Consider the following 25411-nt stretch of genomic DNA (forward strand, 5'->3'; position numbering starts at 1 on the left):
CCGTCCAGCCTGTCAGGCCACCGGTACCCCGCGCACCGTCACCGGGCCGCGGGCCGGGTCCAGTTCCCGCTTCTGATCCACCCCCTGCGGGGTCAGCACGTCCAACGCCTTGGGGGCCATGGCCGGATCCGCCGCGCAGATCGGGGCCGTGGTGGCCGGGGCGCACAGGCCGAACGTGTACTGGCCCGCCGTGGGCGTGAACGGGCGGGCCTGGTCCGGGGCGTTGCCGTCCTGGCCGGTCAGGACCACCGCGAACGTCCAGCCCGGGCCCGGTGTCCCGAAGGCCGCCTTCGGTGCGCTGATCGTGATGTACCTCGTGGCCTGCGAAGCCTGCACCGATGGCGTCGCCAGCGGCGTGCCCGATGCGTCCACCAGCGCCGGGTCCGCGAAGCCCTGGACCTCGATGCGGCGGCTCCACGCGTCCTGCGGGGCGATCGTGTACGCCCTCGTCGGGAACGGCGGTGCCGTCGACGTCGCCGTGGCCGCCGGGTCGTGGGCGTAGATCGTCAGGAGCTGGGCGCCCAGGGGTGAGCCGAACGTCGGCGACAGATCACGGATCTGGGTCCGGAAGACCAGGGTGGTGCCCGAATCGATGACCTGGAAGCGTTGCAGGTCGAACGCGCCCGCGTGGAAGTCGCCCGCCGTCGGGTACGTGTACGTGCCCGGGCCGTTGTCGTCGGCGTCCGGGTCCGTGGTGTCCAGGAGGACCGTTCCCGTGACGAAGTCCGAGCTGATCGTCTTCTGCGCGTACCCGGTTCCGGCGCCCGTTGCGGTTGCGGTGACGACGTTCGCGCCCAGCGGGGTCGGCACCGTTGCGGTGAAGGTGCCCGCCGCCGAAGCGCGGGTCGACAGCACCGTGGTCGTGCCGGCGTCGGTGGCGGAAACCGCGATGTCGACCCGGCTGCCCGCGGGGGCGGTGCCGGTGATCCCGGCGGTTGCGGTGGACACCGAGGCCGGCGCGTCGAGCGTCACCGCCAGGGCCGCCGGCGGTGCGTGGGAGACGTACCGGGCTCGGACGTCGGCGGGCTGCTCGGGGAGCCGGCCGTCGGCCAGGGCCCTGGCCAAGCGGACGGACTGGGACTGCGCCCAGCTCAGGGGGGCCACCGAGCCGGCCGGCTGGCCGGGGGTGAAGCCGATCGAGGCCGTCCGGGGGTCTGCTCCGTACGGTGCCGCGGGCAGCGGCGGGTTTTCCCAGATCTGCTCGGGGATCAGGCCCGTGCCGTTCGTCTGCGCGCGCATCGCGCGCAGCAACGCCGCCGCGCCGGGGCGGTCGCCCGTCTGGACGGCCTGCTCGCCTCGTTCACCGGCCAGAACCGGCCACAGGTGCCCGGAGCCGGTGTTCGTCGAGGGCCAGGGGGCGCCTGTCGGGGCGCAGGTCGTCGGGTCCGGCTCGTAGCAGTCGCCGTAGCCGTCTTCGCTGCCCGGCGCCGATGTTCCGTAGCGGTACCAGCCCGGGCCGGCCGGGGTGTCCCGCTTGATCACGCGGTCCACGACGGCGAGGGAGGCCGCGATGTCCGGGTCGTCCGCGGGGAGCACGCCCAGGCGCGTCAGCTCCAGGAACCCCGCGTCGACGACCGCGCGCTGGTCGGCGTCGACCGAACCGTTGCCCAGGTTGTAGTTCCACTCCGAGTCCGGGTCGCCGTTCTTGGTCAGGCGCAGGAAGTACCGGCCGCCGTACGGGCCGTTCTGCGTCACCGTCCAGCCCTTGATGCTGCGCTGGAAGTGGTCGGCCGTGGCGCGGTAGACGTTCGCGCGCGCACTGTCGCCGTTGCGGTCGGCGATCACGCCGGCCGCGACCAGGCCGGCGATCTCCGCCGCGATCGTCGAGGGGGAGTAGCCGCCCTGTTCCTCCCACCGCTCGGAGCCGAACGACGGCCCGTGCGCGACCACGAAGTCCGCGGCCGCGCGGATGTGGCCGGTGTAGAGCGTGCGGTCGCGGTCCAGGCCGGCCTGCAGGGCCATCAGGATCGGGTACGCGCTTTCGTCGAGCTGGTCGCCGCCGGAGTCGGGCGCCTTTCTGCCGTTGAGCATCGAGTTGCGCGGGAAGCGGCCGTCCGGCTGCTGCTGGCGCGCGAACAGCCAGCGGACGCTCGCCCGCGCGGTCTCGCGGTCGCCGGCCGCCAGCAGGCCGGAGAAGCTTTCGTAGAGGTCGCGGGCGAAGATCTCGCGGTAGGAGCCGAAGTAGACCGGCTTGCCGCCGGGCGCGTCGCCCGCCGGCACCGCCTGGCCCCACGGGCTGCCCAGGGACGCGACCACCGCGCCCGGGAACGTCTTGTCCTCGCTGGCCTTCAGCACGTTGACCGACTGGTAGTAGGCGTCGGAGTCCCTGCCGCGCAACGGGATCAGCCCGTTGTCGTAGTCACGCCACTCGCGCGCGTACTGGCGGTAGCTCTGGTCGAACGGCGTGCGCAGGCTCGCTCCGGCCGTCGCGACGGCGGCCCGGGCGTCCGCGCCGAAGCCGAGCGCCAGCACCGCCGGGCGGCGCGGCCGGAGGTCCAGCCGCGCGGTCTGGACGACGTTGCCGTTCACCGCCGACGGCGTGGCGTCGGTGAGCCGGTGATCGCGGTCCAGCTGGGCGAGGCCGTCGCCCGCGGTCCCCGCGAAACCACTGCTGGTGGCCAGGAAGCGGTGGTCGGCGCGCAGCGCCGCGGCCAGGGGGGTGCCGTAGTCGCGGGCCGGCGCGCTGGACACCGTGTTCGGGTCGGCACTGACCAGCGCGGACGTCGCCGCGTCGACGGTGGCGGTGTCGCCGCCGCCGTTGGCCGGGCCACCGCCGCCGTTGCCGTTGATGCTCGCGTCGAACCGCACGTAGACCTGCAGGTCGCGGCCGGAGTCCCGCAGCGGCTCCAGCCGGGTGCGGATCAGCACGCCGGTCCGGGCCGGGTCGGCCAGGTATTCGGTGACCAGCCGGTACCGCCCGCTGCGCGGGGTCGACGTCACCTCGCACGCCATCCCGCCCGCGCTCGTGCGGACCGTGTAGGTCATGTCGCGCGCCTGCAGGTCGGTGAAGCTGCGGCCGTCGGTGACGGCGAACTGCAGCGTTTCGACGTTCGTGTTGTCGATCACCGGCGCGTAGACGTCGGACAGCACGCCGCCCGCCACCGTGAACCACGCCTTGCTCGTGGTGTTCCGCGCGGTGCCCAGGCAGTCCTTGCGGGCCAGGCCGAAGTGCGAGACGGCGCCCGGTCCGGGCGCCGCGGGGGCCGCGCCGGCCACGGGGGCGGGCGGGAGGGTCGCGGCCAGCACCGCGCACAGCACCACGGACGACATCGACCGGATCATCCGCCCATCCGATCACGGCGGGCCGGAGCGCACCAGGGCCGAACGGCGCCAGGGGAGCCCATTACCGGTGATTGAGAATCCGAACCCGTGGGTAGCAAACCTGCAGTCCCCCGAGGAGGTGAACGTGGAAGAGCCGGGATCGGACGGATGGCGGTACCGCGGCACGATTTCGCCACGGACGTTGCCCAGCCTGCGCCGGCACCTGGTGTCGTGGCTGCGGCGGCGGGCCGGCGACGAGGTCGGGCGGCAGGCCGACGACGTCGTCCTCGCCTGCTGGGAGGCGATGGCCAACGTGCTCGACCACGCCTACCACGGGCAACCGGGGCTGATCGACGTCCGCGCCCGGATCGACCAGGACGTGCTGATCGTCACCGTCGCCGACCAGGGCCGGTGGGTGACGCTGGCCGAGCGCGCGGACGACGGGCGCGGCCTGCGCCTGATCCAGGCCCTGGTCGACGGGCTCGACGTCCGCTCGACGGAGAACGGCACCGTCATCACCCTCACCTGGCCGTTCCCGGCGCGTCGCAGCGCCTGAGGGGCTCAGCCGGGGAACCCGGTCGAGGACAGGTCCTCGACGAACCGGGTCGCGATGTCCCGGAGCTTCACGTTGGTGCGCTGCGATTCGGTGACCAGCAGCTTCATGGCGTCGTCGGCGCCGATCCGGTGCACCGCCATCAGGATGCCCTTCGCCTGCTCGATCACCGCCCGCGACCGCATCGCCGCTTCGAGCTCGGTGGCCCGCTGCCGGGCCCGGTGGTAGCGCCGGGTCGTCCGCAGCCCGAACGAAACGACCGTCGTGTAGAGCTGCAGCAGCCTCGAGTCGGTCTCCGCGAAACCGTGGCCGCCGTGGCCGAAGAGGTTGAGGGCACCGGAAAGGTGGTCGTCGACGCGCAGGGGCGCGGCGAGGTAGCTGCCGACGCCGAGTTCCCGGGCCCGGGCGGTGAACCGCGGCCACGCAGCCCCGGCCGTGGCGAGCGGCAACCGCACCACCTCGCCGGTTTCCGCCGCGCGCAGGCACGGCCCTTCGCCCGCCGCGTACTGGAACCGGTCGATCTCCACGGCGCGTTCGTCGGTGGAGGCCGCGGTCGACGGCTCGCCGTCCCGGATCGCGGTGATGCTCGCCATGTCCGCGCCGGGGATGGCGCGGACGGCTTCGGCGCAGACCACGCCGAGGATCTCCGCCTCGCCGGGCTCGGCCTCCAGTGCGCCGGTGAGGTCGGCCATGGCGGCGGTGAGCTCGTCGAGGTGTTCGGGCCGGATCGGTTCACCGGTCACGTGATCATCTCCGTCCCCGACGGCGGCGGCAGGGGAGGCTGCTGCTTCAACGGAACGGCAGCACCTTACCCGCGTGCACCGCGGCGCCCGCAACAAAACGAGGCCGGGGGCGGTGACTCCGGCCCGGCGCTCGCTGCTGAACGTCGTGGGTTGGGCGCCGGGGTCACCTGGCGACGGACGGCAGCACAACCCACCCGACCCCCGTCGCTGCGCATCACTTACCCCCTGACACGGCGGTCAACCGTTCAGCGGATCATCACCTTCACCACTTGGGTGAGACCGGACACGCGCAGCACGCGATCGAGCAGCCGCGGCGCGAACAACCGCAGGTCGTGGTCGCCGGCGCGGTCGAACAGCACCGCCACACCCGCGCTGTCGAGGTAGGCCACCCCGGTCAGGTCCACGGTCACCGCGGTGCCGGTCGCCAGCTCCCGGTCCAGGGCCGCGCCGAACTCCGCGGCGTTGCTCATGTCGATCTCGCCCGTGACGGCCAGCACCCGGTCGCCGTCGTCGCCCGGGCCGCTGACCAGCGTGAGTCCCGTCGTCACGAACCGATCCTCCATTCCAGCGTGACGGTGGTTCCGGCGGCGTCGTGCCGGAAGGTGACCTCGTCGGCCAGTGCCTCCATCATCGGCATGCCGCGGCCGCGCAGCACGTGGTTGTCCGGCGGCGGCTGCTTCCAGCGGCCCCGGTCGGTCACCGTGACGACCAGGTGCCCCCCGGTGAGCCGGGCCGCCAGGTGGGCGGTCGCGCCGGCGCCGCCGAGGTAGGCGTGCTCGACCGAGTTGGCGCAGGCCTCGCCCGCCGCGACGAGCACGTCCTGTGCCAGGTCCGGCTCGAGGGCCGCGTTCTCCAGCCACGCCCGCAGCCAGTGGCGGGTCGAGGCGAGGTGGTCCGGGTCCGCCGCGAAGTCGAAGTCCAGCGCGGGCACCGACCGGCGGTAGAGCAGCACGGCGACGTCGTCCTCGTAGCCGTCCGCCGGCCGCAGCCGGTCCATCAGGGCCGCCGCCAGGTCGCCGAGTTCGGCGTCCCGCGTGTCGTGGGCGACCGTGGTGGCCCGGTCCATGCCGTCGTCGAGCGCTTCGCGTCGGCGTTCCACCAGGCCGTCCGTGTAGAGCAGGAGCAGGGAGCCGATCGGCACGACCGCGGTGGCCTCCGGACGCGGCGCGGCGACGCGGACGGCGAGCGGCACGCTGCCGCCGTCGTCGAGGAACTCGGCCGTGCCGTCGCGGTGCACGAGGGTGGCGGGCAGGTGCCCCGCGCTGCTGTAGGTGAACGTGCCGGTCGCGGGGTCGAGGATGCCGCAGAAGACGGTGGTGCACAGGGCACCCGGCAGGCGCCAGGCGAAGCGGTCGAGCGCGGCCAGGGTGTGCGCCGGGCTGCTGGCTTCCAGCAGCAGCGCGCGGCAGGCGCTGCGCAGCTGCCCCATCACCGCGGCCGCGGCCAGTCCCCGGCCGACGCAGTCGCCGACGACGATGCCGATCCGGTCGCCGGGCAGCGGGACCACGTCGTACCAGTCGCCGCCGACCTCCAGCGGCGGGTTCGCCGGTTCGTAGCGCACCGCGAAGCCTTCGGGCAGCTGCGCCGGGCCGAGGATCGAGCGCTGCAGGGCGAGCGCGACCTCCCGCTGCCGGTCGTCGAGGTGGGTGCGGCGCAGGGCGTGCGCGAGCGTCCCGGCCAGCAGCGCGAGCAGCGTCCGGTCCTCGGTGCCGAGCGGGCGGCCCGGCGCGGGGTCGATCCAGAGCGTCAGCCGGCCGCCGGGGTGGTCGAGGGTGGTGCCCGCGCCGCCGTCCGCCGGGGTCGCGTGCAACGCCGGGAGCGCGCGGACCGCGCCGAGCGTCGCCCGCAGCGGGGCGGCGAGGCCGGCCCAGCGCCGGTCGGCGGGATCGGTGGAGGCGAGTTCCGGCTCGCCCTCCCGCGGCCAGGTCACCGCGAGGACGCGCTGGGCGTCCCACAGCTCGCGCAGCAGTTCCAGCGCGGTGCGGAGGACCTCCGGGGTCCCGCTGATCCCGGCCAGGCGCTGGTTCATCGAGGCGAGCGCGCTTTCGCGCTGGATGGCGTAGCGCTCGGCCGTGACGTCGCGGATCGTGCCGATCAGCCGGCGGCGCCCCTCGTCGTCGTGCAGCTGGGTGTAGGCGATCGCGACCCACAGCCGGTGCCCGTGCCGGTGGCGCATCGGCAGTACGAAACTGCCGCCGGGCCGGTCCCACGCGCCGCCGAACGCAGCGGAGACCTGCGCGAAGGCCGCGGGTTCGGTGCCGGCGTCCGGCCACCACGGGAACGGCGGGGCGTAGGGCAGCTCGTCGGCCCCGAAGCCGAGCAGCTCGGTGAACGCCGTGTTGATCTCCACGACCCGGCCCTCGGCGTCGCAGACGAAGAAGCCTTCCTGCAGCGACTCGATCATCGCCGCCCGCCACCGGGTGTGCTGCGACCGCAGCCGGGCCAGCTGGACGGTCGTGCGGACGCGGGCGAGCAGCTCCTGCGCGGAGAACGGCTTCACGAGGTAGTCGTCGGCGCCGGCGGCCAGGCCGTCGACGGCCGCTTCCTGACCGGCTCGCGCGGAGAGCAGCAGCACCGGCACCGCGGCGGTGCGCGGGTCGCCGCGCAGGCCGAGGCCGTCCAGCCGCGGCATCATGACGTCGCTGATGATCAGCTCGGGCGGCTCGGCGCGGGCGGCGGCGAACGCCTCGACGCCGTCGCGCACCGCCGTCACCGCGTAGTCGTCGCGCAGCAGCCGGACGAGGTAGTCGCGCATGTCGGCGTTGTCGTCGGCGACCAGTACCCGGGCCCCCGTGGCCACGGCGGGCGCGGGCTGTCCGGCCTCGTCGGCCTCGGGCAGCCAGCGCAGCGCCTCCTGCACGTACGGATCCGCGGTCTCCGCGGTGAGGCCGCCGGCGGAGGGCTCGTCGACGACGTGCTCGGCGGGCAGGTGCCGGGCGCCCAGCGGGATCCGGACCCGGAACGTCGTCCCGGTGCCCGGCGTGCTCTCGACGGCGACGCTGCCGCCGTGCATGCCCACGAGCTCGCGCACCAGGGCCAGGCCGATCCCGCTGCCCTCGTTCGACCGCGCCCGCGCCGTGGGGATCCGGTGGAACCGCTCGAACAGGCGGGGCAGCTCGGCGGCGTCGATGCCGGTGCCGGTGTCGGACACGGCGACCTCGGCGTGCCCGCCCGCCAGGCCGGCGCTGACCCGGATCGCGCCCTCGAAGGTGAACTTGACCGCGTTGGACAGCAGGTTGAAGACGACCTTCTCCCACATCCCGCGATCGACGTGCACCAGTTCGCGCAGCGGGTCGCAGTCGACCTCGAACTCGAGCCCGGCCCGCTCGACCGCGGCGCGGAAGACGCTCGCCAGCTCCGCGGTGAACGTGCCGAGGTCGACCGGTTCGAAGCGGGCCTGCATCCGGCCCGCCTCGATCCGCGAGAAGTCGAGCAGGTTGTTCACCAGCCGGCCGAGCCGCAGCGCGTTGCGGTTGATGACGTCGACCTCTTCCCGCAGCCGGGGATCGGCGGTGCCGAGGGCGTCCCGCAGCTCGGCCGCGGGACCCAGGATCAGGGTCAGCGGGGTGCGGAACTCGTGGCTGATGTTGGCGAAGAAGGTGGTCTTCGCCGCGTCGAGGGCGGCGAGTTCCTCGGCCCGCTGCTGCTGGGCCTGGTAGGCGATCGCGCCGTTGACCAGCGCCGTCGTCTGCTGGGCGACCAGCCCGAGGAACGTCCGGTAGGACTCGTCGAGCGCGCGCCCGGCGCTGGCGGCCAGCACGATCACCCCGGTGGCGGCGTCCCCGGCGTCACCGGGCAGGGGCAGCACCACCGCCTCGGCGGGCGGCGTCGACCAGCTGCCCGCGGGCAGTTCGCCGAACACCCCGTCCGACACCGTCCGCGGGATCCCGTCGGCGAGCACGTCCTTCAGCGGCCAGGCACTCTCGTCGCCCGCGCCGTCGCCACCGGGGGTGACGGCCGCGAGGGCCAGTTCGCCGTCTTCGCCGCGGATGTGGATGGCGGCGTAGGGGACGTCGGCCTCCGCGCGGCCCAGCAGGCCGGCGACCAGCCCGCAGGCTTCCTCGACGGTGCCGGCGATCCCGGCCTGGGCGCCGAGCTCGCGCAGGGTCGCCAGCCGGCGGGCGCCGATGACGCGCTCGGTCGTGTCCGAGACCGCGGTGAACACCGCGCGGACGGTGCCGCGGTCGTCGTGCACCGGGCTGTAGGAGTACGTCCAGTAGGTCTCTTCCCAGTAGCCGTGCCGGTTCATCGGCAGCAGCAGGTCCTCCGACCAGGTCGCCTCGCCGGTGGTCATCACGCTGTCCAGCATCGGGCCGATGATGTGCCAGATCTCGGGCCACACCTCGGATCCCGGCTTGTCCAGCGCCGGGTGCTTGGTGCCCAGCAGCGGCAGGTAGGCGTCGTTGTAGAGGAACCGCAGCTCGGGTCCCCACCAGACGATCATCGGGAAGCGCGAGGTGAGGCAGATCCGGACGGCCGTGGTCAGGCTCGGTGGCCAGTCCCGCGGCTCGCCGAGCGGGGACGACGTCCAGTCGAAGTCCCGCATCCGGGCGGCCATCCGGCTGGTCCCGGGAAACACGGCCCGATGGCCGGCCTCTTCCCCGACGCTCATTTCACTCCCGCTCAGGCGACCCCGGCCGAGCCTACTCGACCCCGGACGGGGCTGCCGGGCGTGTGCGCTCACGCCCGGCGGGTGAGCGGTCAGTCCAGGGCGGCTTCGCCGGTCAGCCAGGTCATGGTGACCGTGGTGCCGTCGTCCCGGTGCACCTGGGCGCTCTGGTCGGCGAGGGTGTCGATGAGCAGCAGGCCCCGGCCGCGCAGGCCGTTCGTCGGCGCCGGCGGCCGCCAGGTGCCGTAGTCGGTGACCGTCACGGTCAGCCGCCCGGGCAGCGCTTCGGCCCGGACCTCGACCGGGCCCGCTGCGCCGTCGGGGTAGGCGTGTTCGGCGGCGTTCGCCATCGCTTCGTAGCCGGCGAGGACGATGTCCTCCCGCCGTTCGACGTCCAGGTGCAGCGCGGCCAGCCAGCGGTTCAGCGCTTCGCGCAGATCCGGCAGGCGGCCGGCCACCGCGGCCGTGCGCCGGTGGAACGAGACCGGGGGAGCGGGTGCGCCCGGCGGGAGGGGGTCCGTCATGGGGCGTCCTCTCCGCGGTGGCGCACGTGGATCAGCGCGATGTCGTCGTCGTGCCGGCCACCGGTCAGTTCCTCGACGAGCTTGTTCCACGCCGTGCCGAGGTCGGCGGCGGTCAGCAAGCCCGGGATACCCGCCAGGAGCCATTCGACGCCCAGGGTGAGATCACGGGTGCGGCTCTCGACCAGCCCGTCGGTGTAGAGCACCAGGTCCGTGCCGGGCAGGAACCCGGTCGTCCGCTGGGGGAACGCCGAGCCGACCCCGAGGGGCTGCGCCAGCGCCTCGCCGATCTGCTCGGGCGCCTCGCCCGGGCGGATCAGGACGGCCGGCAGGTGGCCGGCGTTCGCGTAGCGCAGCGTGCCGTCGGAGGGCTGGTGGATCGCGTAGAAGCAGGTCACGAAGCTTTCGCCGAACAGGCCGGTGATCAGCTCGGAGACGTTGCGCAGCACTTCCGACGGCGGCAGCTCCAGCAGCGCGTAGCTGCGGACGGCCGTCCGGACCTGGCCCATCACCGTCGCGGCGGTGACGCCGTGGCCGACGACGTCGCCGATGACGAACGCGGTGCCGCCCGACGGCAGCCGGATGACGTCGAACCAGTCGCCACCGACCTTGCTGCCGGTGGCCGCGGGCAGGTACCGGGTGACCACGTCGAGGCCCGGCGTGGGCGGGGCCACCGGCAGCATGCTGCGGGACAGCTCGGTGGCGAGCGTCCGCTCGCGTTCGTAGAGCCGGGCGTTGTCCAGCGCGATGGCCGTGTAGCCGGCGATGCCCTCGGCGAGGTATTCGTGACGCGCGGTGAACCGGTCCGGCTCCGGGTGGCCGAAGAAGAACCCGCCCAGCACCTCCCCGGAGGTCGGGCTGATCGCCGAGACGGCGAGGTAGCTGCACACCGGCAGGTGGCCCTCCGGCATCCCGTGGTGGGGTGCGCTCTTCCCGAAGCGCGGGTCCTTCGTGATGTCGGGGCTGCGCATGGTGCCGAGACCGTCGAAGGTCGGCGCGAACACGGCGGTGTTGCGCGGCATCGGGAACCGGGCGAACGCCTCCTTCGGCACGCCCGAAATCGTGTACAGCGTGTAGGACTCGCCGAACTCGTCGACCAGGTTGTAGAAGAACGCGCCGAAGCCGGCGCCGGTCGCCTTCGTCGCCGCGTCGGTCGCGTCCTGCACGATCCGGTCGATGTCGAGCTGGGCGGTCAGCTCGCGCCCGATGGAGTGCAGGGCGTCGAGCACCACGGCTTCGCTCCGCAGCCGCCGGACCGTACGGGCCAGGTCCGCGGTGGCGGCCTCGATCGCGGTGGCCACGGCCGCGGGCAGCACGCCGGCCGGCCCGGTGGCGTGGACCAGCGCGCCGCGCTTGCCGCCTTCCGCGGCGACGGCGATCGCGCCGGTGACCTCCCGGCCCGGCACCAGGTCCGCGAGGACGGCGCCGTCGGTCACCGCGACGGCGACGTGGTCGCCGAGCACCGCGGCCACCTCGGCCGGGCCGAGCGGGTGGACCGTGGTCGCCACCGGGGTGCCGTCGCCGTCGGTGAAGGCGCGGCGCACCGCGTCGAGCACGGCGTCGAACCCCGGCCGGGACACCATCAGGGCACCAGCGCGTCGGACAGCGACGGGTAGATGGCCAGTTCGTCGGCGAGCCGGGTCAGTTCGAGCGGGCGCAGGGTGATCCGGCCGTGGGCCACGACCCGCAGCGGCACCGACGCGGCCGGCCCGCGGTGCGCCCGGACGAGTTCGGCCATGCCCGCCGAAGCGAGGAAGGTGACGCCGGTGAGGTCGATGACGAGCAGCTGCGGCTGCAGCCGGGCCGCCCGTTCGGTCAGCCGGCGCAGTTGGGGGGCGAGGGCGAGGTCGAGTGCGCCGTCGACCCGCACGACCGCGGCCCCGTCGCGGTTCTCCAGCGCCACCGACCCCGCGGAGCCGGCGGCGTCGCCGAGTGGGTTCCCGGTCACGTCCCTTTCGCTCATGGTGCCATCCTGCCTGTTCGGGAACGTGGCGAAAAGCGGTGGGGGTGCTGAGACGGCGGCGTGTCGCCCGGGAAGGCATGATGGACAGCGGTTGAGCAAACAGCCTTCGTGATCACCCACGCCCACCGGCCACCGGTGGTGCTGCCGAAGGCGAGGAGAAATCGTCATGACCGAGCCCACCCACCTTGATAGCTCGGCCACCGCTGTGCCGTTCGGGGAGTTCCGGATCGCCCGGACGGAGCAAGGGGAGGCGGTCGTCGTCGAGGTCGCGGGGGACGTGGACACGACCACCGCCCCGGCCCTCGTGCAGGCCGCGGACGAAGCTTTGACCGCCCGGCCGCCGGTGCTGGTGGTCGACCTGAGCCGGGTGGAGTTCCTCGCCTCACCCGGCCTGACCGCGCTGCTGACGATCCACCGCAACGCCGGCACCGGCACCGCGGTCCGGATCGTCGCGTCCGGCCGGGCCACCCTGCGCCCGATCCAGCTGACCGGGCTCGAGGAGAGCCTCTCGCTCTTCCCGACGCGGGAGGCGGCGCTGGCCGGGTCCTGACCGACCCACGTCGTCCCGGCCGCGTCAGCTGCCGGCCGGGACGCTCGGGCGCTGGATGGCCAGCAGGGCGACGTCGTCCTGGGCCGGCCGGTTGCCGATCATCGTGGCCATGATCCGCGCGCAGACGCGGTCCGGCTCGCCCGCGCGCATGATCTCCGCCAGCTGCGCCATCCCGACGTCCACCGGCCGGTCCCGGCGTTCCACCAGGCCGTCGGTGTAGAACGCCACCACGGCCTCCGTGGACAGCCCCACCACCGTCGTCCGCCGGTCCGGCGCCCCGATGGTCAGCCCGATCGGGGGGTCCGGCGGCGCGTCGACCAGCCGGCCCGGTTCGCCGGGGACGGCCAGCACCGGGGGCAGGTGCCCGGCGAGAGACAGCGTCAGCGTCTCGCGGTCCGGCCCGATGATCCCGTAGGCCACCGTGGCCATCGCCCCGTGTTCGAAGTGGTTCGCCTTGCGGTCGAGCTTGGCGAGCACGTCGGCGGGGCTTTCGCTGTCGAGGGCGTAGGCGCGCAGGGCGCTGCGCAGCCGGCCCATGATGACCGCGGCTTCGAGGCCGTGGCCGGAGACGTCGCCCATCACGACGCCGACCCGGTCGCCCGGCAGGGTGAACAGGTCGTACCAGTCGCCGCCGAGCCCGGTCTCCGCGCCGGGCACGTACCGGGCGCCGAAGGTCAGGCCGGGCACCTCGGGCAGGGTGCTGGGCAGCAGGCTGCGCTGCAGCGCCATGGTGGCGGTGCGGTTCTCTTCCCGCGCTTCCAGCTGGATCGCCATCGCGAGCCGGTCGGCGATCACCAGCATGGTGGCCACTTCGGCCTCGTCGAACTGCCGGGGCGTGAGCGAACCGACGTGCAGCACCCCGACGAGCTCGCTGCCGGCGACCATGGGCACGCCGAGCATGGAGCGCAGGCCGCGTTCCCAGAGCAGGGAGTTGACGACGGTCGTCTCGTCGACGTGGTCCAGGATCACCGGTACCCGTTCGAGGGCCACCCGGCCGGCGAAGCCGCTGCCCACCGGCACGCGCACGCCCTGGTGGACCTCCTCCTCGATGCCGGCCGCCGCGAACGCCACGAGCTGGCGGCCGCTGGCCTGGTACCGCAGCACGGTCGCGGTGTCGACGGCCAGCGCGTCGCGCAGGCGCTGCAGGGTTTCGACGAGTACCTCGGCCAGTCCGAGGTGGGCGGCGGGGGCGCCGATGATCGTCTCCAGCTGCTGCAGCCGGTTCTGGGCGTCGAGACTTCGCGACATGGAACGACCCTAGCCGCAACTGGTTTGCGCGCCTAACCATCCCGGGTTTCGACGGCGGGTCCCGCGGGGTAACCAGGCCGGCGTGAACGTCGACTTGGACTGGGTGGGTGTGCTGCGGCACGGCCAGAGCACCGGGAACGTGGCCAGGGAAGAGGCGGAGTCGGCGGGGGCGGATGTGATCGACATCGCCGAGCGCGACGCCGACGTGCCGCTGACCGAGCTGGGGCGGGAACAGGCGTCGGCCGCGGGGAAGTTCCTGGACGAGCACCCGCTGGACCTCATCGTCACCTCGACCTACCGCCGGGCGTGGGACACCGCCCGGCTGGCCGCGCCCGGCGGCGTGGCGATCGTCCCGGACGAACGCCTGCGCGACCGCGAGCTCGGCGTGCTGGACCTGCTGACCTCCCACGGGGTTCGCGAGCGCTGGCCCGACGAACTGCGGCGCAAGCGGCGGCTGGGCAAGTTCTACTACCGGCCCCCGGGCGGGGAATCCTGGGCCGACGTCGTGCTGCGGCTGCGGTCCCTGCTCGCGGAGCTGAGCGCGGAACACGCCGGAAAGCGCGTTCTGCTGGCCGCGCACGAAATGACGGTCTTCGCGCTGCGCTATCTCCTCGAAGGACTGCCGGAGCCCGACCTGCTGCGCGCGGCCGACGCCACCGAGGTCCCGAACGGCTCGGTGACGGCCTGGGAACGCGACCACGACGGCGGGTTCACCATGGTGCTGGCCCAGGAGGTCGGCCACCTGCACGCCACCGACACGCCTCCCACGGCGGACGACGATGCCGCAGAACAGCTCTCCTGACCCGGCGCCGGTCAGCCCGGCGCTGTTGCGGGACTGGCGGATCGACGCCGGCGACCGCGGCACCGTGCTCGTCGTCGGCGGCGCCCGGACCGTCCCGGGCGCGCCGGCGCTGTCCGGGACGGCCGCCCTGCGCGCCGGGGCGGGCACGCTGCAGCTCGCGGTCGCCGAGCGGCACGCGACGGCGATCGGCGTCTCGGTACCCGAGTCGTCGGTCGTCGGGCTCCCGGAAACCGCTTCCGGCGCGATCGCCGTGGACGCCGCGGACCGGCTGGCCGACGTGCTGCCCGGCGCCGGCACCGTGGTGGTCGGTCCCGGGCTCACCGGCGCTTCGGAGACCGAAGATTTGCTGCGGCGGCTGATACCCGCCATCGCCCCCGACGCGCGGGTGGTGCTCGACGCGTTCGCGCTCGGCGCGCTGAGCCGGGACCCTTCGCTCGCCGAACCCTTGGCGGACCGGCTGCTCCTTACGCCGAACCGGGTCGAAGCCGCGTTCCTCGACGGCTGCGAGGAGAAGGACGTCGACGACCTGGAGACGGCGGTCCGGATCGCCGGCCGCTACCGGGGTGTGGTCCTGCTCATGGGCGTGGTCGCCGCGCCGGACGGCCGCACCTGGCGCGACGGCAGCGGCCACGTCGGGCTGGCGACGTCCGGCAGCGGCGACGTGCTGGCCGGCCTGACGGGCGGTTTCCTCGCCCGCGGCGCGGCCGTCGACCAGGCGGCCTGCTGGGCGACGCACGTCCACGCGGTCGCCGGCCAGCGGCTGATCCCGGACACCGGCAGCACGGGCCTGCTGGCCCGCGAGCTGGTGGCCGAGATCCCGCGGGTCATCGCCGAACTGGAGCGCTGAGCGCCGTGTCGACCCCGCCATCGCGCATGTCGACCTCCCCAGCACGCGGGTCGGCCCGGTAACCACGCCGTGCGTTTTCGGGCGCCGTGCGGGAAGGGGCGACACGCGTGATCGGAGCGACGACACGCGTGCTGGGGGAGCCGACACGGCGGTGGGCCGCTACCGCTGCGCGGTGGGCCGCACGACGATCTCGTTGACGTCGACGTCGTCCGGCTGCGCGATCGCGTACGCGACGGCCCCGGCGATGGCGTCCGCCGGCAGGGTCACCGCGCGGTAGGCGCGCATCGCCTCCTGCGCGCCCGGCTCGGTGATCGTGGCGGCCAGTTCGGACTCGGTGACCCCGGGCGAGACGGTCGTCACGCGGATGCCGGGCTCGGCCTCCAGGCGCAGGCCCTCGGTGATGGCCCGGGCCGCGTACTTGGTGCCGCAGTAGACCGCCGCCGTCGGCACCACCTCGTGCGCGCCGGTCGAGGCGATCGTCACGAAGTGCCCGCCGCCGGCGCGCCGGAAGTGCGGCAGGGCCGCGGCGATCCCGTGGAGCAGGCCGCGGACGTTGACGTCGATCATCCGGTCCCACTCGCCGACGTGCAGAGAGTCCAACCGGGACAACGGCATCACGCCGGCGTTGGCGACGAAGACGTCGAGCCGGCCGTGCGCTTCGACGGCCGCGTCGGCGAACGCGGCGACGTCCGCGCGGTCGGTGACGTCGAGGCGGTGCACGTCGGCGGTGCCGCCGGCGTCGTGGATCTCCTTGGCCAGCTCGGCCAAGCGGTCTTCGCGCCGGGCGCCGAGCACGACGTGGTGGCCTTCGCGGGCCAGGCGCAGCGCGGTGGCGCGGCCGATGCCGCTGCTGGCGCCGGTGATCAGGACGGTCTTCACAGGGTTCCTTCCGGGAAGTCGGCGGCGAGGGTGGTCTCGCGCCAGGTGTCGAACGTGGAGCGGAGAGCGCCGAGCCGGGCGGTGGCGATGTCGTAGGCGGCCCGGCCGAGGAGCAGGCGCAGCGGCGGTTCGTCGTGGCCGGCCACGGTGAGGATCGCTTCGGCGGCGCGCGCGGGGTCACCCGGCTGGTGGCCGTAGGTCGCGAGGGTCGCTTCGCGGCGGGCGCCGGCGGTTCCGGCGTAGTCGTCGATGCGGGTCGCCGACTGCCGCATCGAGGGACCGGCCCAGTCGGTGCGGAACGCGGCGGGCTCGACGATGGTCACCTTGATGCCCAGCGGCGCGACCTCCGCGGCCAGCGACTCGGACAACCCTTCCACGGCGAACTTCGTCGCGTGGTAGTAGCCGGTGGCGCCGAAGGCGGCCAGGCCACCGAGGGACGACACGGTGACGACGTGCCCGCTGCGGCGGGCCCGCATGCCCGGCAGCACGGCCCGGGTGACGTCGGCGAGCCCGAACACGTTGGTATCGAACAGTTTCCGGATCTCCTCGTCCTCGCCTTCTTCGACCGCGGCGAGGTAGCCGTAGCCGGCGTTGTTGACCAGGACGTCGATCCGGCCGAACACGGCCTCGGCCCGCTCGACGGCGGCGACGACCTGGGCGTGGTCGGTGACGTCGAGCGGCAGCGCCAGCGCGCGGTCGCCGTGCGCGGCGGCCAGCCCGGCGACCCGCGCCGGATCGCGGGCGGTGACGACCGCCCGCAGACCGCGGCCGAGCACGGCTTCGGCCAGCGCCCGGCCGAGGCCGGTGGAGCAGCCGGTGATGAACCAGACAGGGTTTTCGGGCACGGCGAAGTACTCCGTCCATTGTGGAAGGAAAGGAATTCAGGACGCGGCGAGGCTGCCCAGCAGGGCGAGCGCCGCTTCCGACGGGCTGCCCGGCTCGGCCTGGTAGACGATCAGCTGCTGCCCGGGGGCGCTGTTCACGGTCAGCGCCTCGTAGCTCAGCTCCAGCTCGCCGACCAGCCGGTGGCGGAACCGTTTGGTTTCGTGGGTCTTCTGCCGGATGTCGTGGCGGGCCCACAGGCGGCGGAAGTCCGCGCTCTTGACCGACAGTTCGCCGACGGTGTCGATGAGCTGCGGGTCGTCCGGATCGAGCCCGGTGGCCGCCCGCAGGCCGCCGACGGTGTTGACGGCCACGCGCTCCCAGTCCGGGTAGAACTCGCGGGCGTCCGGGTCGAGGAACACCAGCCGGACCAGGTCTCCGCTGTGGGTGTGCCCGGCGAACAGCGCCTCGCCCAGCGCGTTGTGCGCGAGCACGTCGAGGCAGCGGCCCAGGACCACCGCGGGCGTCCCCGGCCAGCCGTCCATCAGCCGCAGCAGGTTCGCGCTGACCCGCTCCGGGCGCCGCCGGGTGCGCCGCCGGCGTTCCGGCGCCGGCCGGGCCAGCCGGTGCAGGTGCGCGACGGCGTCGTCGTCGAGCGCCAGCCCGCGGGCGAGCGCCTCGACGACCTGCGCCGACGGGTGACGCTCCCGGCCCTGCTCGAGCCGGACGTAGTAGTCGGTGCTGACGCCGGCCAGCAGCGCCACCTCCTCGCGGCGCAGGCCCGCGACCCGGCGCGCCCCGCCCGCGGGCAGGCCCAGCTCCGCCGGCCCCACCTGGTGCCGGCGGGCCCGGAGGAACTCCCCGAGTGCGTTTTCGGTGGCCACGTTCCGAGGCTAACCCGGAACCGCGGCACGAGGGTGGCCGTGCCACACCCACCCTCAGACCAGCCGGATCGGCTCCCCTTTGTCGTCCGCGCGTACCAGCGTCGCCGTGGCCGTGCGCCCGTCGACGTCCAGCTCCATCACCGCGTTGCCGAAGTGCGGCCCGGACACGCAGCGCCACGACAGCGGCGCGGGCGGTACCCCGGTGCGGCGCGCCAGCCACTCGCTCACCCGCGTCAGCCGCCGCGCCCAGCCGGCGCGGAACAGCCGGTTCATGTACCACGGCACGGTGTTGTGCACCGGCGAGCAGGTCAGCTGGTGGACCGGCGCGGCGGTGCCGCCGGGGAACTCGGCCTGCGCGACGTAGGCGTGGTGGACGTCGCCGGAAAGCACGTTGACCGAGGCCGGGCCGTCGTCCGCGACGCGGGCGACGAGCTTCGCCAGCCGCTCGAAGGACGCCCGGAACGCCGGCCAGTGCTCCAGGTCGAGCAGCTGCCGCAGCCATTCGCTGCCCCGGCCGACGAGCCCCGGGCGGGTGCAGAGCCGCTCGTTGACCGACTGGGCGGCCGAGAGCGCGGTGGGCAGCAGCCAGGGCAGCGACGTGCCGATCAGCAGGTGGTCGCACGGGCCGGACGCCTGCTCCTCGATCCAGCGGAACTCCTCGTCGCCGATCATCGACCGCTGCCCGCCCTCGAGGATCCGCCCGGCCCGCGAGTCGATGACCAGCAGCCGGACCGGGCCGAAGTCGCGCCGGTAGGACCACCGGGTGCCCTTGGCGCCGTCCGCTTCCCGGTCGGCGCGGTCGGCGAACTCGCGCAGCAGCTCGGCGTTGTCCTCGCCGGACGCGCTCACCCGCTGGTAGAGGTCGTCCTCGGCGAGCTCGCCGGGCCCGAGGTTGCCCAGGTGCTGGTAGACCCAGTACGAGACGAGCGCGCCGCGGATCCGCTCCCGCCACCAGGACGTCCGGGCCATCTGCTCGCGCCAGGCGTGCGAGGTGTTCCAGTCGTCGCGGACGTCGTGGTCGTCGAAGATCATCGACGTCGGCACGGTGGACAGCAGCCAGCGCACCGCCGGATCGCACCAGGCTTCGGAGTACAGGTGGCAGTACTCCTCGAAGTCGGCGACCTCCTTGCCGGGCGGCTTCTTCGTGTCACGCCGGGTGGCGAGCCACTCCTGCGTCGCGTCGGTGGTCTCGTCGGCGTAGACCTGATCGCCGAGCAAAAGCAGCGATTCCGGCCACTCGGCCTCGTCGAGGGCGGCCATCCGGTGGGCGTACGCGGCGAGCGCGTCCGGGCCCAGCGCGTCCTGCTCCCGCGGCTTGCGGCAGGACCCGAAGACCAGCCGGAACCGCGGATCGCCGGGCTCGAGCGTCCGGATCCGGCTCGGCGGCAGGGAAGCGCCCGGCTCCGGCCAGACCAGGGCGCCGTCGAGGCGGACCTCGTACGGCGTGCTGCGTCCCGGCTCGAGCCCGGTCAGCACGACGAGGGCGTAGTGGTGGCCGGCGACCTCGAAGGTCCGGGCGGTCGCGCCGGCGACGGCGACTTCGCACGGGCCGCCGGTCTCCACCCAGATCGTCGCCGAGTCGGCGTTCACGTGCCGCAGCAGCGGGCCCAGCAGGAGCTCGGTCATCCCGGAATCCTGCCAGAACCCGGGCGGCGCGGCTGATCGGCGAGCCGTTCGAAAGCTGCCGAAACATCCCGATAATCGTTGACCGGCCGGAGGCGGCGACGAACCATCATCGCAGCTCCTCTCCTTCCCCCGGAAAGGATTTCCTCGAGTGCGAAGACTCCTCACGGCTCTCTCCGCCGCCGTGCTGGCGATCGCCGCCGCGATCGTGCTGGTCGTGTCGGCGCAGCCGGCGTCGGCGGCCACGCTGACCCGGGTCACCGACTTCGGCAGCAATCCCAGCAACCTGAACATGTACACCTACGTCCCGGACCGGGTCGCCGCGCGCCCGGCGCTGCTGGTCGCGATCCACTACTGCACCGGTTCGGCGTCGGCGGTGTTCAACGGCTACGCCCGCGACTACGTCACCGCGGCCGACCAGTACGGGTACGTCATCGTGTTCCCGGAAGCCACGCGCAGCGGCCAGTGCTTCGACGTCTCCTCGCCGCAGGCTCTGACCCGCGGCGGCGGCAGCGACCCGGTCGGCATCCTGTCGATGGTCAACTGGGCCAAGCAGCGCTACAACGTCGACTCCGCCCGCGTGTTCGTCACCGGGTTCTCCTCGGGCGCGATGATGACCAACGTGCTCGCCGCGGAGTACCCGGACGTGTTCGCGGCCGGTTCGGCGTTCATGGGCGTGCCCGCCGGCTGCTTCGGCACCACGGACGGGTCCAGCTGGAACAGCCAGTGCGCCAACGGCCAGATCAGCAAGACCGCGCAGCAGTGGGGCGACCAGGCCCGGCAGATGAGCGGCGGCCGCAGCGGCCCGTACCCGCGGATGCAGCTGTGGCACGGCACCGCCGACGACACCCTGCGCTACCCGAACTTCGGGGAGGAGATCAAGCAGTGGACCAACCTGCAGGGGGTGAGCCAGACACCGTCGTCGAGTGACGCCCCGCAGTCGGGCTGGACGCGCACCCGCTACGGCGGCACCGGCGTGCAGGCGCCGGTCGAGGGCATCAGCGTCCAGGGTGCCGGGCATGCGTTGCCGCAGAACGGGATGGTGGCGTACGCCATCGCCTTCCTCGGCCTGAACAGCGGCGGCCCGGCCACGACGACGCCGACGACGCCCACCACGACGACCTCCGCCCCACCGCCCTCGGGCACCACACTGGGCAGCGCGGCGGCCCGGACCGGGCGCTACTTCGGCACGGCGGTCTCGGCGAGCAAGCTGTCGGACAGTGTCTACACGGGTCTCCTGAGCCGCGAGTTCTCCATGATCACGCCGGAGAACGAGATGAAGATCGACGCGACCGAGCCGTCGCAGGGCCAGTTCTCCTACACCAACGCGGACCGGATCGTGAGCCAGGCGCAGAGCCAGGGCGCCCGGATGCGCGGGCACACGCTGGCCTGGTACTCGCAGCAGCCGGGCTGGATGCAGGGCATGGAGGGTTCGGCGCTGCGGCAGGCCATGCTCAACCACATCACCCAGGTGGCGTCGCACTACCGGGGCAAGATCTACGCCTGGGACGTCGTCAACGAGGCGTTCGCCGACGGCGGTTCCGGGGCCCGGCGCGACTCGAACCTGCAGCGCACGGGCGACGACTGGATCGAGGCGGCGTTCCGCGCCGCGCGCTCGGCCGACCCGGACGCGAAGCTCTGCTACAACGACTACAACACCGACGACTGGAACCAGGCGAAGACCCAGGCCGTGTACCGGATGGTGCAGGACTTCCGATCCCGCGGCGTCCCGATCGACTGCGTCGGCTTCCAATCGCACTTCAACAGCAACAGCCCGGTGCCGTCGAACTACCGCACGACGCTGCAGAATTTCGCCGACCTCGGGGTGGACGTGCAGATCACCGAGCTGGACGTCGAAGGCTCGGGAACGGCCCAGGCGGACAACTACCGCACGGTGACGCAGGCGTGCATGGCGGTTTCGCGGTGCACGGGCATGACGACGTGGGGCATCCGGGACACCGACTCCTGGCGCGCGTCGGCGACACCGCTGCTGTTCGACGGGAACGGCCAGAAGAAGGCCGCGTACACGGCGGTCCTCGACGCCCTCAACGGCGGTACGCCGCCCGACGGCGGCACGACCACGCCCACGACCACCACCGCGCCTCCGGCACCCTGCTCGGCGGCCTACCTGAAGACGGCGGAGTGGAACGTCGGCTTCAACGGCCAGGTGACGGTGTCGGGGACGAACAACTGGGTCCTCACGATCACGTTCCACGCACCGCAGAAGGTGATCGGCAGCTGGAACTACACGGGAACCTGGGACAGCACGGGCTACGTCCTGACGGCGAGGTCCAACGGGAGCGGCAACGTCATCGGGTTCACCGTCCAGCACGGCGGGAACCTGACGGCGCCGACGGTGACCTGCGCGGTGGGGTAGCCGGCGGTGGCCGTGATCACAGTGGACACCGGCCGGGCCGAGGCCGTGCGGAAACTGTCGGTGGTGGCGGCTAGCCTCAGCACATGAAAACGGACGACGCGACGGTCCCGGCGCACCAGCTCACCAAGGGCCAGTGGTTCTGGCACGAGCCGGCGCCGGGGCTGCCCGCGTGGCAGCTGCAGGTGAATTCGGCGGAGGTGCGGGAGGATTCCGTCGAGATCTTCACCACGGACGAGGAGCGGGAGCTGGTTTCGTACCCGCGCAACCGCTTGGTGCGCCTGGCCGACGCGGCTTGAGCCGCGTCGCGGGCGGCGGCGGTGAGTGACTGGGGGAACGCGGAGGGTCCGGTCGGGTGAGAAAGGCGGCCGCGCTCGTGAGTGACCGAGAAACGCGGAGGGTCCGGTGGGGTGAGAAAGGCGGCCGCGCCCGGGTGGGGCGCGGCCGCCTTGGCACGGTCAAGGGTTGCCGGGCGGAGAGCGCCGGCGTTCGTCTTCGCGGAATCGACCGGTGCTAGTCCCCAGCCGGGCGTGAACCCGCCGGATTCGTCCGCGTGAGCCGGCGGGCCGTCCCGGCGATCAGGCCGGGTCGGCGTCGCGGAGGGCCGCCGGGCGCCAGGTCATGCGGACCGTGGTTCCCTTGGTGCTGCTGTCGATGTCGGACTGGTCCGTCACCTGGTCGATCAGCAGGAGGCCGCGGCCGCCCGAGGTGCGCAGGCCCGCCACCCGGGGGCGCGTCGCCGAGATTCCGCACCCGGTGTCCGTGACCGTCACCATCACCGCGTCGCCCTCTCGGCGGGCCTGCAGGCGCGCCCAGCCGTGGCCGTCCGGGTAGGCGTGGGCCGCCACGTTCGCCAGTGCTTCGTACGTGGCCAACGTGATGTCGTGCGTGCTGTCCGGGTCGAGCGGGAGCTCGCTCAGCCAGTGCACCAGCTTGCGGCGCAGGCCGGCCATCTCGTTGGGCAGGGCGGGCGCCAGTTCTTCGAAGGCCGGGGCGACCACGGGACCGGCGGCGATGCGCCCGGGTGCCGTGGTCCCGGCTTGGTCGGTGTCGGTGCTCTCGCCCGTATCGACGCGAGTTTCCGGGGTATGTCGATACACGATCAAACTCCCATCGTCAGCCGCGGTTTCCCCCGTTTCGGCGGGCTTCTCCAGTGGACTACCCACCGCCACGGCGTCTTACCCGTTGTGCTTCGTGAGATGTCTCGCTACAGTGGAGGCGCTCCTCGCGGATGCCGGCCCCTCGGCCGCCCGGAGGCAGCTCCCCGGATCCAGGCCACTCGGCCTCTTTCCTTCGCATTCCCGGCCACGCCGTCGTTGCGCGCAGGCCGACCACCCTCATCAGGAGGCACCCATGCCTTTTCACGGAATCCTCGACCTGTCCGGCAAGACCCCCTTCGTCCGGCCGGGCTACCGGGCGGCGCCCGACGACGTCGCCCTGCCGCTCGCCCTGGTCCGCAAGCACGACCTGCGGCCCGGCGACGAAATCACCGGCACCACCGAGCGGATCACCAGCGTCAACGGCGCCGACCCGGCCGAACCGCGGCCGCGGTTCGCCGACCTGGTCCCGGTGCACCCGGACCGGCGGCTGCTGCTCGAAACCACCCCGGCGCGGCTGCTGCCCCGCGTCATCGACCTCGTCACCCCGCTCGGCCGCGGGCAGCGCGCCCTGGTCGTTTCGCCGCCCAAAGCCGGGAAAACCACGGTGCTCAGCGAAATCGGCCACGGCCTGTCGGTGAACCACCCGGAGTGCCGGCTGCTGGTCCTGCTCGCCGACGAACGGCCGGAGGAGGTCACCGAGCTGAGCCGGACCGTGCGCGGCGAGGTGATCGCGTCCACTTTCGACCGTCCGCCCGCCGAGCACGTCGCGGTGGCGGAACTCGCCGTCGAGCGCGCGAAACGCTTGGTGGAGCGAGGCGAAGACGTCGTCCTGCTGCTGGATTCGCTGACCCGGCTCGGCCGCGCCTACAACCTTTCGGCGCGCCCGTCCGGCCGCACGCTGTCCGGCGGCGTCGACGCGGCCGCGTTGCAGCCGATGAAGCGGATCCTCGGCGCCGCACGCAACGTCGAGGGCGGCGGCTCCCTCACGATCATCGCGACGGCTTTGGTGGAAACGGGTTCCCTGGCCGACACGGTGTTCTTCGAGGAGCTGAAGAGCACCGGCAACGCCGAGCTCAAACTGGACCGCAAAGTCGCCGAACGCCGCGTCTTCCCGGCGGTCGACGTGGCCGCATCCGGTACCCGGCGCGAAGAACTGCTCGTCACCCCGGGCGAACTCGCGGCCATGCGCGAGGTCCGGCGGGCGTTGCCGGGACCGAACGCGATCGAGCAGCTGCTGGACCAGCTCCGCAAGACCGGCTCCAACGCGGAGTTCCTCCTCCGGGTGACGGGCGCCGCCCTACCCGCGGCGGCGTGACCGCTCAGCTGTCACGACGTTCCCGGAGCTCGCCGATCACCTTCTGCCCGGCGCCTTCGGCATCCTCGACGCCGTCCGGTGGTTCGCCCTGGCCGGGGCGGTAGAGGTCATCCTGCGCCCGGCCGGGATCCGGGGTACCGGGACGCGCGATCTCGGGTTGCTGTTCGTTCGGCTGTGACATGCCCGGGTGGTACCCGCTGGGCGAGCCGTCAACTCATCGCGGCGGCTGGTAGGCGTGGCCCGCGGGTAGGACGGCCGCTCGGGCCCGCGGTTGAGGGCGGCAACGAGAAAACCGAACCCGGCGACGGTCAGCACGAGCGCACCGGCGCCCGGGGCCACGGCCCACCACCCGACCCCACCGGCCACGACGACCCACGCGCTGACGAGAGTGCGTTCGGTGGTGCGCGGATACGGTTCCGGCAGCTCACGCAGAGCCGCCCTGCCCAGCACGAGCAGGCCGGCGAGGGTGACGAACAGCACGGTCAGGTACCCGGGATGTCCTCCTTCGGGGAGCCGGGCACTTCGTGTCCGGCTACCCGCCCCCGCGGACGGCGAGCCGTGGCGCCGGGCACAGCCCGGCCGGAACCCTCACGCGCCGCGGCCGGTCGACTTCTGCAGGGCGTCGATGCGCTCGGACGCCTCCGCCTTCGTCAGGTTCTCCGGCACCTCTTCGCCGGCTTCCTGCGCCAGCGTCTGCAGGTACGACTTCTGCGGCCCGGTCATCGGCTCGTCGCCGGTGGTCCAGTCGCTCGGGTCCTTCTCGGGATTCGGTTCGACCTGGTCAGTCATGAAAGCTCCCATCGAACGTGTGTTCGCCTGTGGTCGACTTTAGCGCAGGGATCCGGCGACCGCCGCTCACGAGCCCGCCGGGGGCGTGCTCGGGCCGCCCGCCTCGTGCCCCGGCCGCCCGTGCGTCCGGCGGTCGTCCTTCATCTGCTGTTCGTGCAGGTGGCGGCGGCCTCCGGTGAGCGAGGTGAGCAGCTCTCGCTCGAGGTCGCGGCTCGCCTTGTAGTAGCCGTCGTCGTACTCCTCGACCACCTGGAACGTCCACCGATCGGGTAAGACGTTGAGCCCGATCAGCTCCTCGGAGATCCGCCGCGCCCAGCCGCCGTGGCCGGCCTTCTCGAGCTGCTGCACGGCTTCGCCGAGGGCCAGGTCCGCGCTCCCGGTCAGCTGGTGGAACGAGTAGAGGTGCCCGCGGGCGCGCTCGATCGTCTCGAGGGCCTCGGTGACCTTTCCGACGGCTTCGACGGTGGCGGCGTCAGGGTTCTCGTCCATGCGCGAAAAGTGCCCCGTCCCGCGATTTCTACACCTCGC

23 protein-coding genes are annotated in these 25411 nt (G+C 73.2%); 7 read left to right on the top strand and 16 right to left on the bottom strand.

Going from position 1 to position 25411, the window contains the following annotated elements; translation table 11 throughout:
* Window positions 1–12: 12 nt before the first annotated feature.
* Complete coding sequence (locus C2L59_RS00600; protein WP_233223188.1) at window positions 13–3270, bottom strand: glucodextranase DOMON-like domain-containing protein; 3258 nt, start codon at window positions 3268–3270, stop codon at window positions 13–15.
* A gap of 136 nt (window positions 3271–3406) precedes the next feature.
* On the opposite strand from C2L59_RS00600, the gene C2L59_RS00605 reads away from it, so the two are divergent.
* Window positions 3407–3817 carry an ATP-binding protein gene (locus tag C2L59_RS00605; RefSeq protein ID WP_103347699.1) on the top strand — a complete coding sequence of 137 codons (411 nt, stop codon included), beginning with the start codon at window positions 3407–3409 and terminating at the stop codon, window positions 3815–3817.
* A gap of 5 nt (window positions 3818–3822) precedes the next feature.
* Here C2L59_RS00605 and C2L59_RS00610 read toward each other — a convergent pair whose 3' ends face one another.
* The 6 genes from C2L59_RS00610 to C2L59_RS00635 form a co-directional block, all read right to left on the bottom strand.
* Window positions 3823–4557: a GAF and ANTAR domain-containing protein gene (locus C2L59_RS00610; protein WP_103347528.1), complete on the bottom strand. Its 735-nt coding sequence runs from the start codon at window positions 4555–4557 to the stop codon at window positions 3823–3825.
* Between the two features lie 245 nt (window positions 4558–4802).
* Window positions 4803–5105, bottom strand: coding sequence for an STAS domain-containing protein (locus tag C2L59_RS00615; RefSeq protein ID WP_103347529.1), 303 nt, complete (start codon window positions 5103–5105; stop codon window positions 4803–4805).
* Window positions 5102–9169 (bottom strand): SpoIIE family protein phosphatase, encoded by a 4068-nt coding sequence (locus tag C2L59_RS00620; RefSeq protein ID WP_103347530.1) that lies wholly within the window; start codon window positions 9167–9169, stop codon window positions 5102–5104. The genes C2L59_RS00615 and C2L59_RS00620 overlap by 4 nt, the downstream gene beginning before the upstream one ends.
* An 89-nt stretch (window positions 9170–9258) precedes the next feature.
* Complete coding sequence (locus tag C2L59_RS00625) at window positions 9259–9690, bottom strand: ATP-binding protein (RefSeq protein WP_103347531.1); 432 nt, start codon at window positions 9688–9690, stop codon at window positions 9259–9261.
* The gene (locus C2L59_RS00630; protein WP_103347532.1) at window positions 9687–11270 is read right to left on the bottom strand and encodes a PP2C family protein-serine/threonine phosphatase; all 1584 of its coding nucleotides are present in this window, start codon (window positions 11268–11270) and stop codon (window positions 9687–9689) included. The genes C2L59_RS00625 and C2L59_RS00630 overlap by 4 nt, the downstream gene beginning before the upstream one ends.
* The gene (locus C2L59_RS00635; RefSeq protein WP_103347533.1) at window positions 11270–11650 is read right to left on the bottom strand and encodes an STAS domain-containing protein; all 381 of its coding nucleotides are present in this window, start codon (window positions 11648–11650) and stop codon (window positions 11270–11272) included. Before C2L59_RS00635 ends, C2L59_RS00630 begins: the two co-directional genes overlap by 1 nt.
* A gap of 166 nt (window positions 11651–11816) precedes the next feature.
* Between C2L59_RS00635 and C2L59_RS00640 the strand changes: the two genes are divergently transcribed.
* Complete coding sequence (locus C2L59_RS00640; RefSeq protein WP_103347534.1) at window positions 11817–12200, top strand: STAS domain-containing protein; 384 nt, start codon at window positions 11817–11819, stop codon at window positions 12198–12200.
* A gap of 24 nt (window positions 12201–12224) precedes the next feature.
* Here the strand turns inward: C2L59_RS00640 and C2L59_RS00645 are convergent, their stop codons facing one another.
* Complete coding sequence (locus C2L59_RS00645) at window positions 12225–13448, bottom strand: PP2C family protein-serine/threonine phosphatase (protein WP_103347535.1); 1224 nt, start codon at window positions 13446–13448, stop codon at window positions 12225–12227.
* A gap of 82 nt (window positions 13449–13530) precedes the next feature.
* On the opposite strand from C2L59_RS00645, the gene C2L59_RS00650 reads away from it, so the two are divergent.
* Together C2L59_RS00650 and C2L59_RS00655 are read left to right on the top strand one after the other, a co-directional pair.
* Window positions 13531–14250 (top strand): histidine phosphatase family protein, encoded by a 720-nt coding sequence (locus C2L59_RS00650; RefSeq protein ID WP_103347536.1) that lies wholly within the window; start codon window positions 13531–13533, stop codon window positions 14248–14250.
* Window positions 14228–15097 (top strand): NAD(P)H-hydrate dehydratase, encoded by an 870-nt coding sequence (locus C2L59_RS00655; RefSeq protein ID WP_103347537.1) that lies wholly within the window; start codon window positions 14228–14230, stop codon window positions 15095–15097. Before C2L59_RS00650 ends, C2L59_RS00655 begins: the two co-directional genes overlap by 23 nt.
* Before the next feature lie 159 nt (window positions 15098–15256).
* Here C2L59_RS00655 and C2L59_RS00660 read toward each other — a convergent pair whose 3' ends face one another.
* The 4 genes from C2L59_RS00660 to C2L59_RS00675 are packed head-to-tail and all read right to left on the bottom strand — an operon-like array spanning window position 15257 to window position 19308.
* Window positions 15257–15976, bottom strand: a complete 720-nt coding sequence (locus tag C2L59_RS00660; RefSeq protein WP_103347538.1) for an SDR family oxidoreductase — start codon at window positions 15974–15976, stop codon at window positions 15257–15259.
* Window positions 15973–16821: an oxidoreductase gene (locus tag C2L59_RS00665; protein WP_103347539.1), complete on the bottom strand. Its 849-nt coding sequence runs from the start codon at window positions 16819–16821 to the stop codon at window positions 15973–15975. Before C2L59_RS00665 ends, C2L59_RS00660 begins: the two co-directional genes overlap by 4 nt.
* Before the next feature lie 36 nt (window positions 16822–16857).
* A complete protein-coding gene (locus C2L59_RS00670; RefSeq protein ID WP_103347540.1) occupies window positions 16858–17682 on the bottom strand; it encodes a helix-turn-helix transcriptional regulator in 825 nt (274 codons plus the stop codon).
* Between the two features lie 54 nt (window positions 17683–17736).
* Entirely contained in the window at window positions 17737–19308 is a 1572-nt protein-coding gene (locus C2L59_RS00675; protein WP_103347541.1) for an alkaline phosphatase D family protein, read from the bottom strand.
* A gap of 148 nt (window positions 19309–19456) precedes the next feature.
* Between C2L59_RS00675 and C2L59_RS50020 the strand changes: the two genes are divergently transcribed.
* Both C2L59_RS50020 and C2L59_RS00685 read left to right on the top strand, forming a co-directional pair.
* Window positions 19457–21682, top strand: coding sequence for a PHB depolymerase family esterase (locus C2L59_RS50020; protein WP_103347542.1), 2226 nt, complete (start codon window positions 19457–19459; stop codon window positions 21680–21682).
* A gap of 83 nt (window positions 21683–21765) precedes the next feature.
* Complete coding sequence (locus tag C2L59_RS00685) at window positions 21766–21978, top strand: hypothetical protein (RefSeq protein WP_103347543.1); 213 nt, start codon at window positions 21766–21768, stop codon at window positions 21976–21978.
* Window positions 21979–22257: 279 nt separating this feature from the next.
* Here the strand turns inward: C2L59_RS00685 and C2L59_RS00690 are convergent, their stop codons facing one another.
* Complete coding sequence (locus C2L59_RS00690; protein WP_233223189.1) at window positions 22258–22779, bottom strand: ATP-binding protein; 522 nt, start codon at window positions 22777–22779, stop codon at window positions 22258–22260.
* 253 nt (window positions 22780–23032) lie between these two features.
* On the opposite strand from C2L59_RS00690, the gene rho reads away from it, so the two are divergent.
* On the top strand, window positions 23033–24094 hold the full coding sequence (gene rho / locus C2L59_RS00695; RefSeq protein WP_103347545.1) for a transcription termination factor Rho: 1062 nt from the start codon (window positions 23033–23035) through the stop codon (window positions 24092–24094).
* Window positions 24095–24098: 4 nt separating this feature from the next.
* On the opposite strand, the gene C2L59_RS47720 is transcribed toward rho, so the two are convergent.
* From C2L59_RS47720 to C2L59_RS00710, 3 genes are all read right to left on the bottom strand, one after another.
* Complete coding sequence (locus tag C2L59_RS47720; RefSeq protein WP_199198847.1) at window positions 24099–24275, bottom strand: hypothetical protein; 177 nt, start codon at window positions 24273–24275, stop codon at window positions 24099–24101.
* A 407-nt stretch (window positions 24276–24682) separates the two neighbouring features.
* Window positions 24683–24883, bottom strand: coding sequence for a DUF3072 domain-containing protein (locus tag C2L59_RS00705; RefSeq protein ID WP_103347546.1), 201 nt, complete (start codon window positions 24881–24883; stop codon window positions 24683–24685).
* Between the two features lie 66 nt (window positions 24884–24949).
* On the bottom strand, window positions 24950–25372 hold the full coding sequence (locus tag C2L59_RS00710) for a hypothetical protein (protein ID WP_103347547.1): 423 nt from the start codon (window positions 25370–25372) through the stop codon (window positions 24950–24952).
* Between the last annotated feature and the right edge of the window lie 39 nt (window positions 25373–25411).

The organism is Amycolatopsis sp. CA-128772, assembly GCF_002904295.1.
Classification (GTDB): domain Bacteria; phylum Actinomycetota; class Actinomycetes; order Mycobacteriales; family Pseudonocardiaceae; genus Amycolatopsis.

What these genes read in the sequence shown, in the direction of transcription:
- C2L59_RS00600 (WP_233223188.1), bottom strand. Translation starts at nt 3,270, where the DNA reads ATGTCGTCCGTGGTGCTGTGCGCGGTGCTGGCCGCGACCCTCCCGCCC.
- C2L59_RS00620 (WP_103347530.1), bottom strand. Translation starts at nt 9,169, where the DNA reads ATGAGCGTCGGGGAAGAGGCCGGCCATCGGGCCGTGTTTCCCGGGACC.
- C2L59_RS00625 (WP_103347531.1), bottom strand. Translation starts at nt 9,690, where the DNA reads ATGACGGACCCCCTCCCGCCGGGCGCACCCGCTCCCCCGGTCTCGTTC.
- C2L59_RS00630 (WP_103347532.1), bottom strand. Translation starts at nt 11,270, where the DNA reads ATGGTGTCCCGGCCGGGGTTCGACGCCGTGCTCGACGCGGTGCGCCGC.
- C2L59_RS00635 (WP_103347533.1), bottom strand. Translation starts at nt 11,650, where the DNA reads ATGAGCGAAAGGGACGTGACCGGGAACCCACTCGGCGACGCCGCCGGC.
- C2L59_RS00640 (WP_103347534.1), top strand. Translation starts at nt 11,817, where the DNA reads ATGACCGAGCCCACCCACCTTGATAGCTCGGCCACCGCTGTGCCGTTC.
- C2L59_RS00645 (WP_103347535.1), bottom strand. Translation starts at nt 13,448, where the DNA reads ATGTCGCGAAGTCTCGACGCCCAGAACCGGCTGCAGCAGCTGGAGACG.
- C2L59_RS00655 (WP_103347537.1), top strand. Translation starts at nt 14,228, where the DNA reads ATGCCGCAGAACAGCTCTCCTGACCCGGCGCCGGTCAGCCCGGCGCTG.
- C2L59_RS00675 (WP_103347541.1), bottom strand. Translation starts at nt 19,308, where the DNA reads ATGACCGAGCTCCTGCTGGGCCCGCTGCTGCGGCACGTGAACGCCGAC.
- C2L59_RS00685 (WP_103347543.1), top strand. Translation starts at nt 21,766, where the DNA reads ATGAAAACGGACGACGCGACGGTCCCGGCGCACCAGCTCACCAAGGGC.
- rho (WP_103347545.1), top strand. Translation starts at nt 23,033, where the DNA reads ATGCCTTTTCACGGAATCCTCGACCTGTCCGGCAAGACCCCCTTCGTC.
- C2L59_RS47720 (WP_199198847.1), bottom strand. Translation starts at nt 24,275, where the DNA reads ATGTCACAGCCGAACGAACAGCAACCCGAGATCGCGCGTCCCGGTACC.
- C2L59_RS00705 (WP_103347546.1), bottom strand. Translation starts at nt 24,883, where the DNA reads ATGACTGACCAGGTCGAACCGAATCCCGAGAAGGACCCGAGCGACTGG.
- C2L59_RS00710 (WP_103347547.1), bottom strand. Translation starts at nt 25,372, where the DNA reads ATGGACGAGAACCCTGACGCCGCCACCGTCGAAGCCGTCGGAAAGGTC.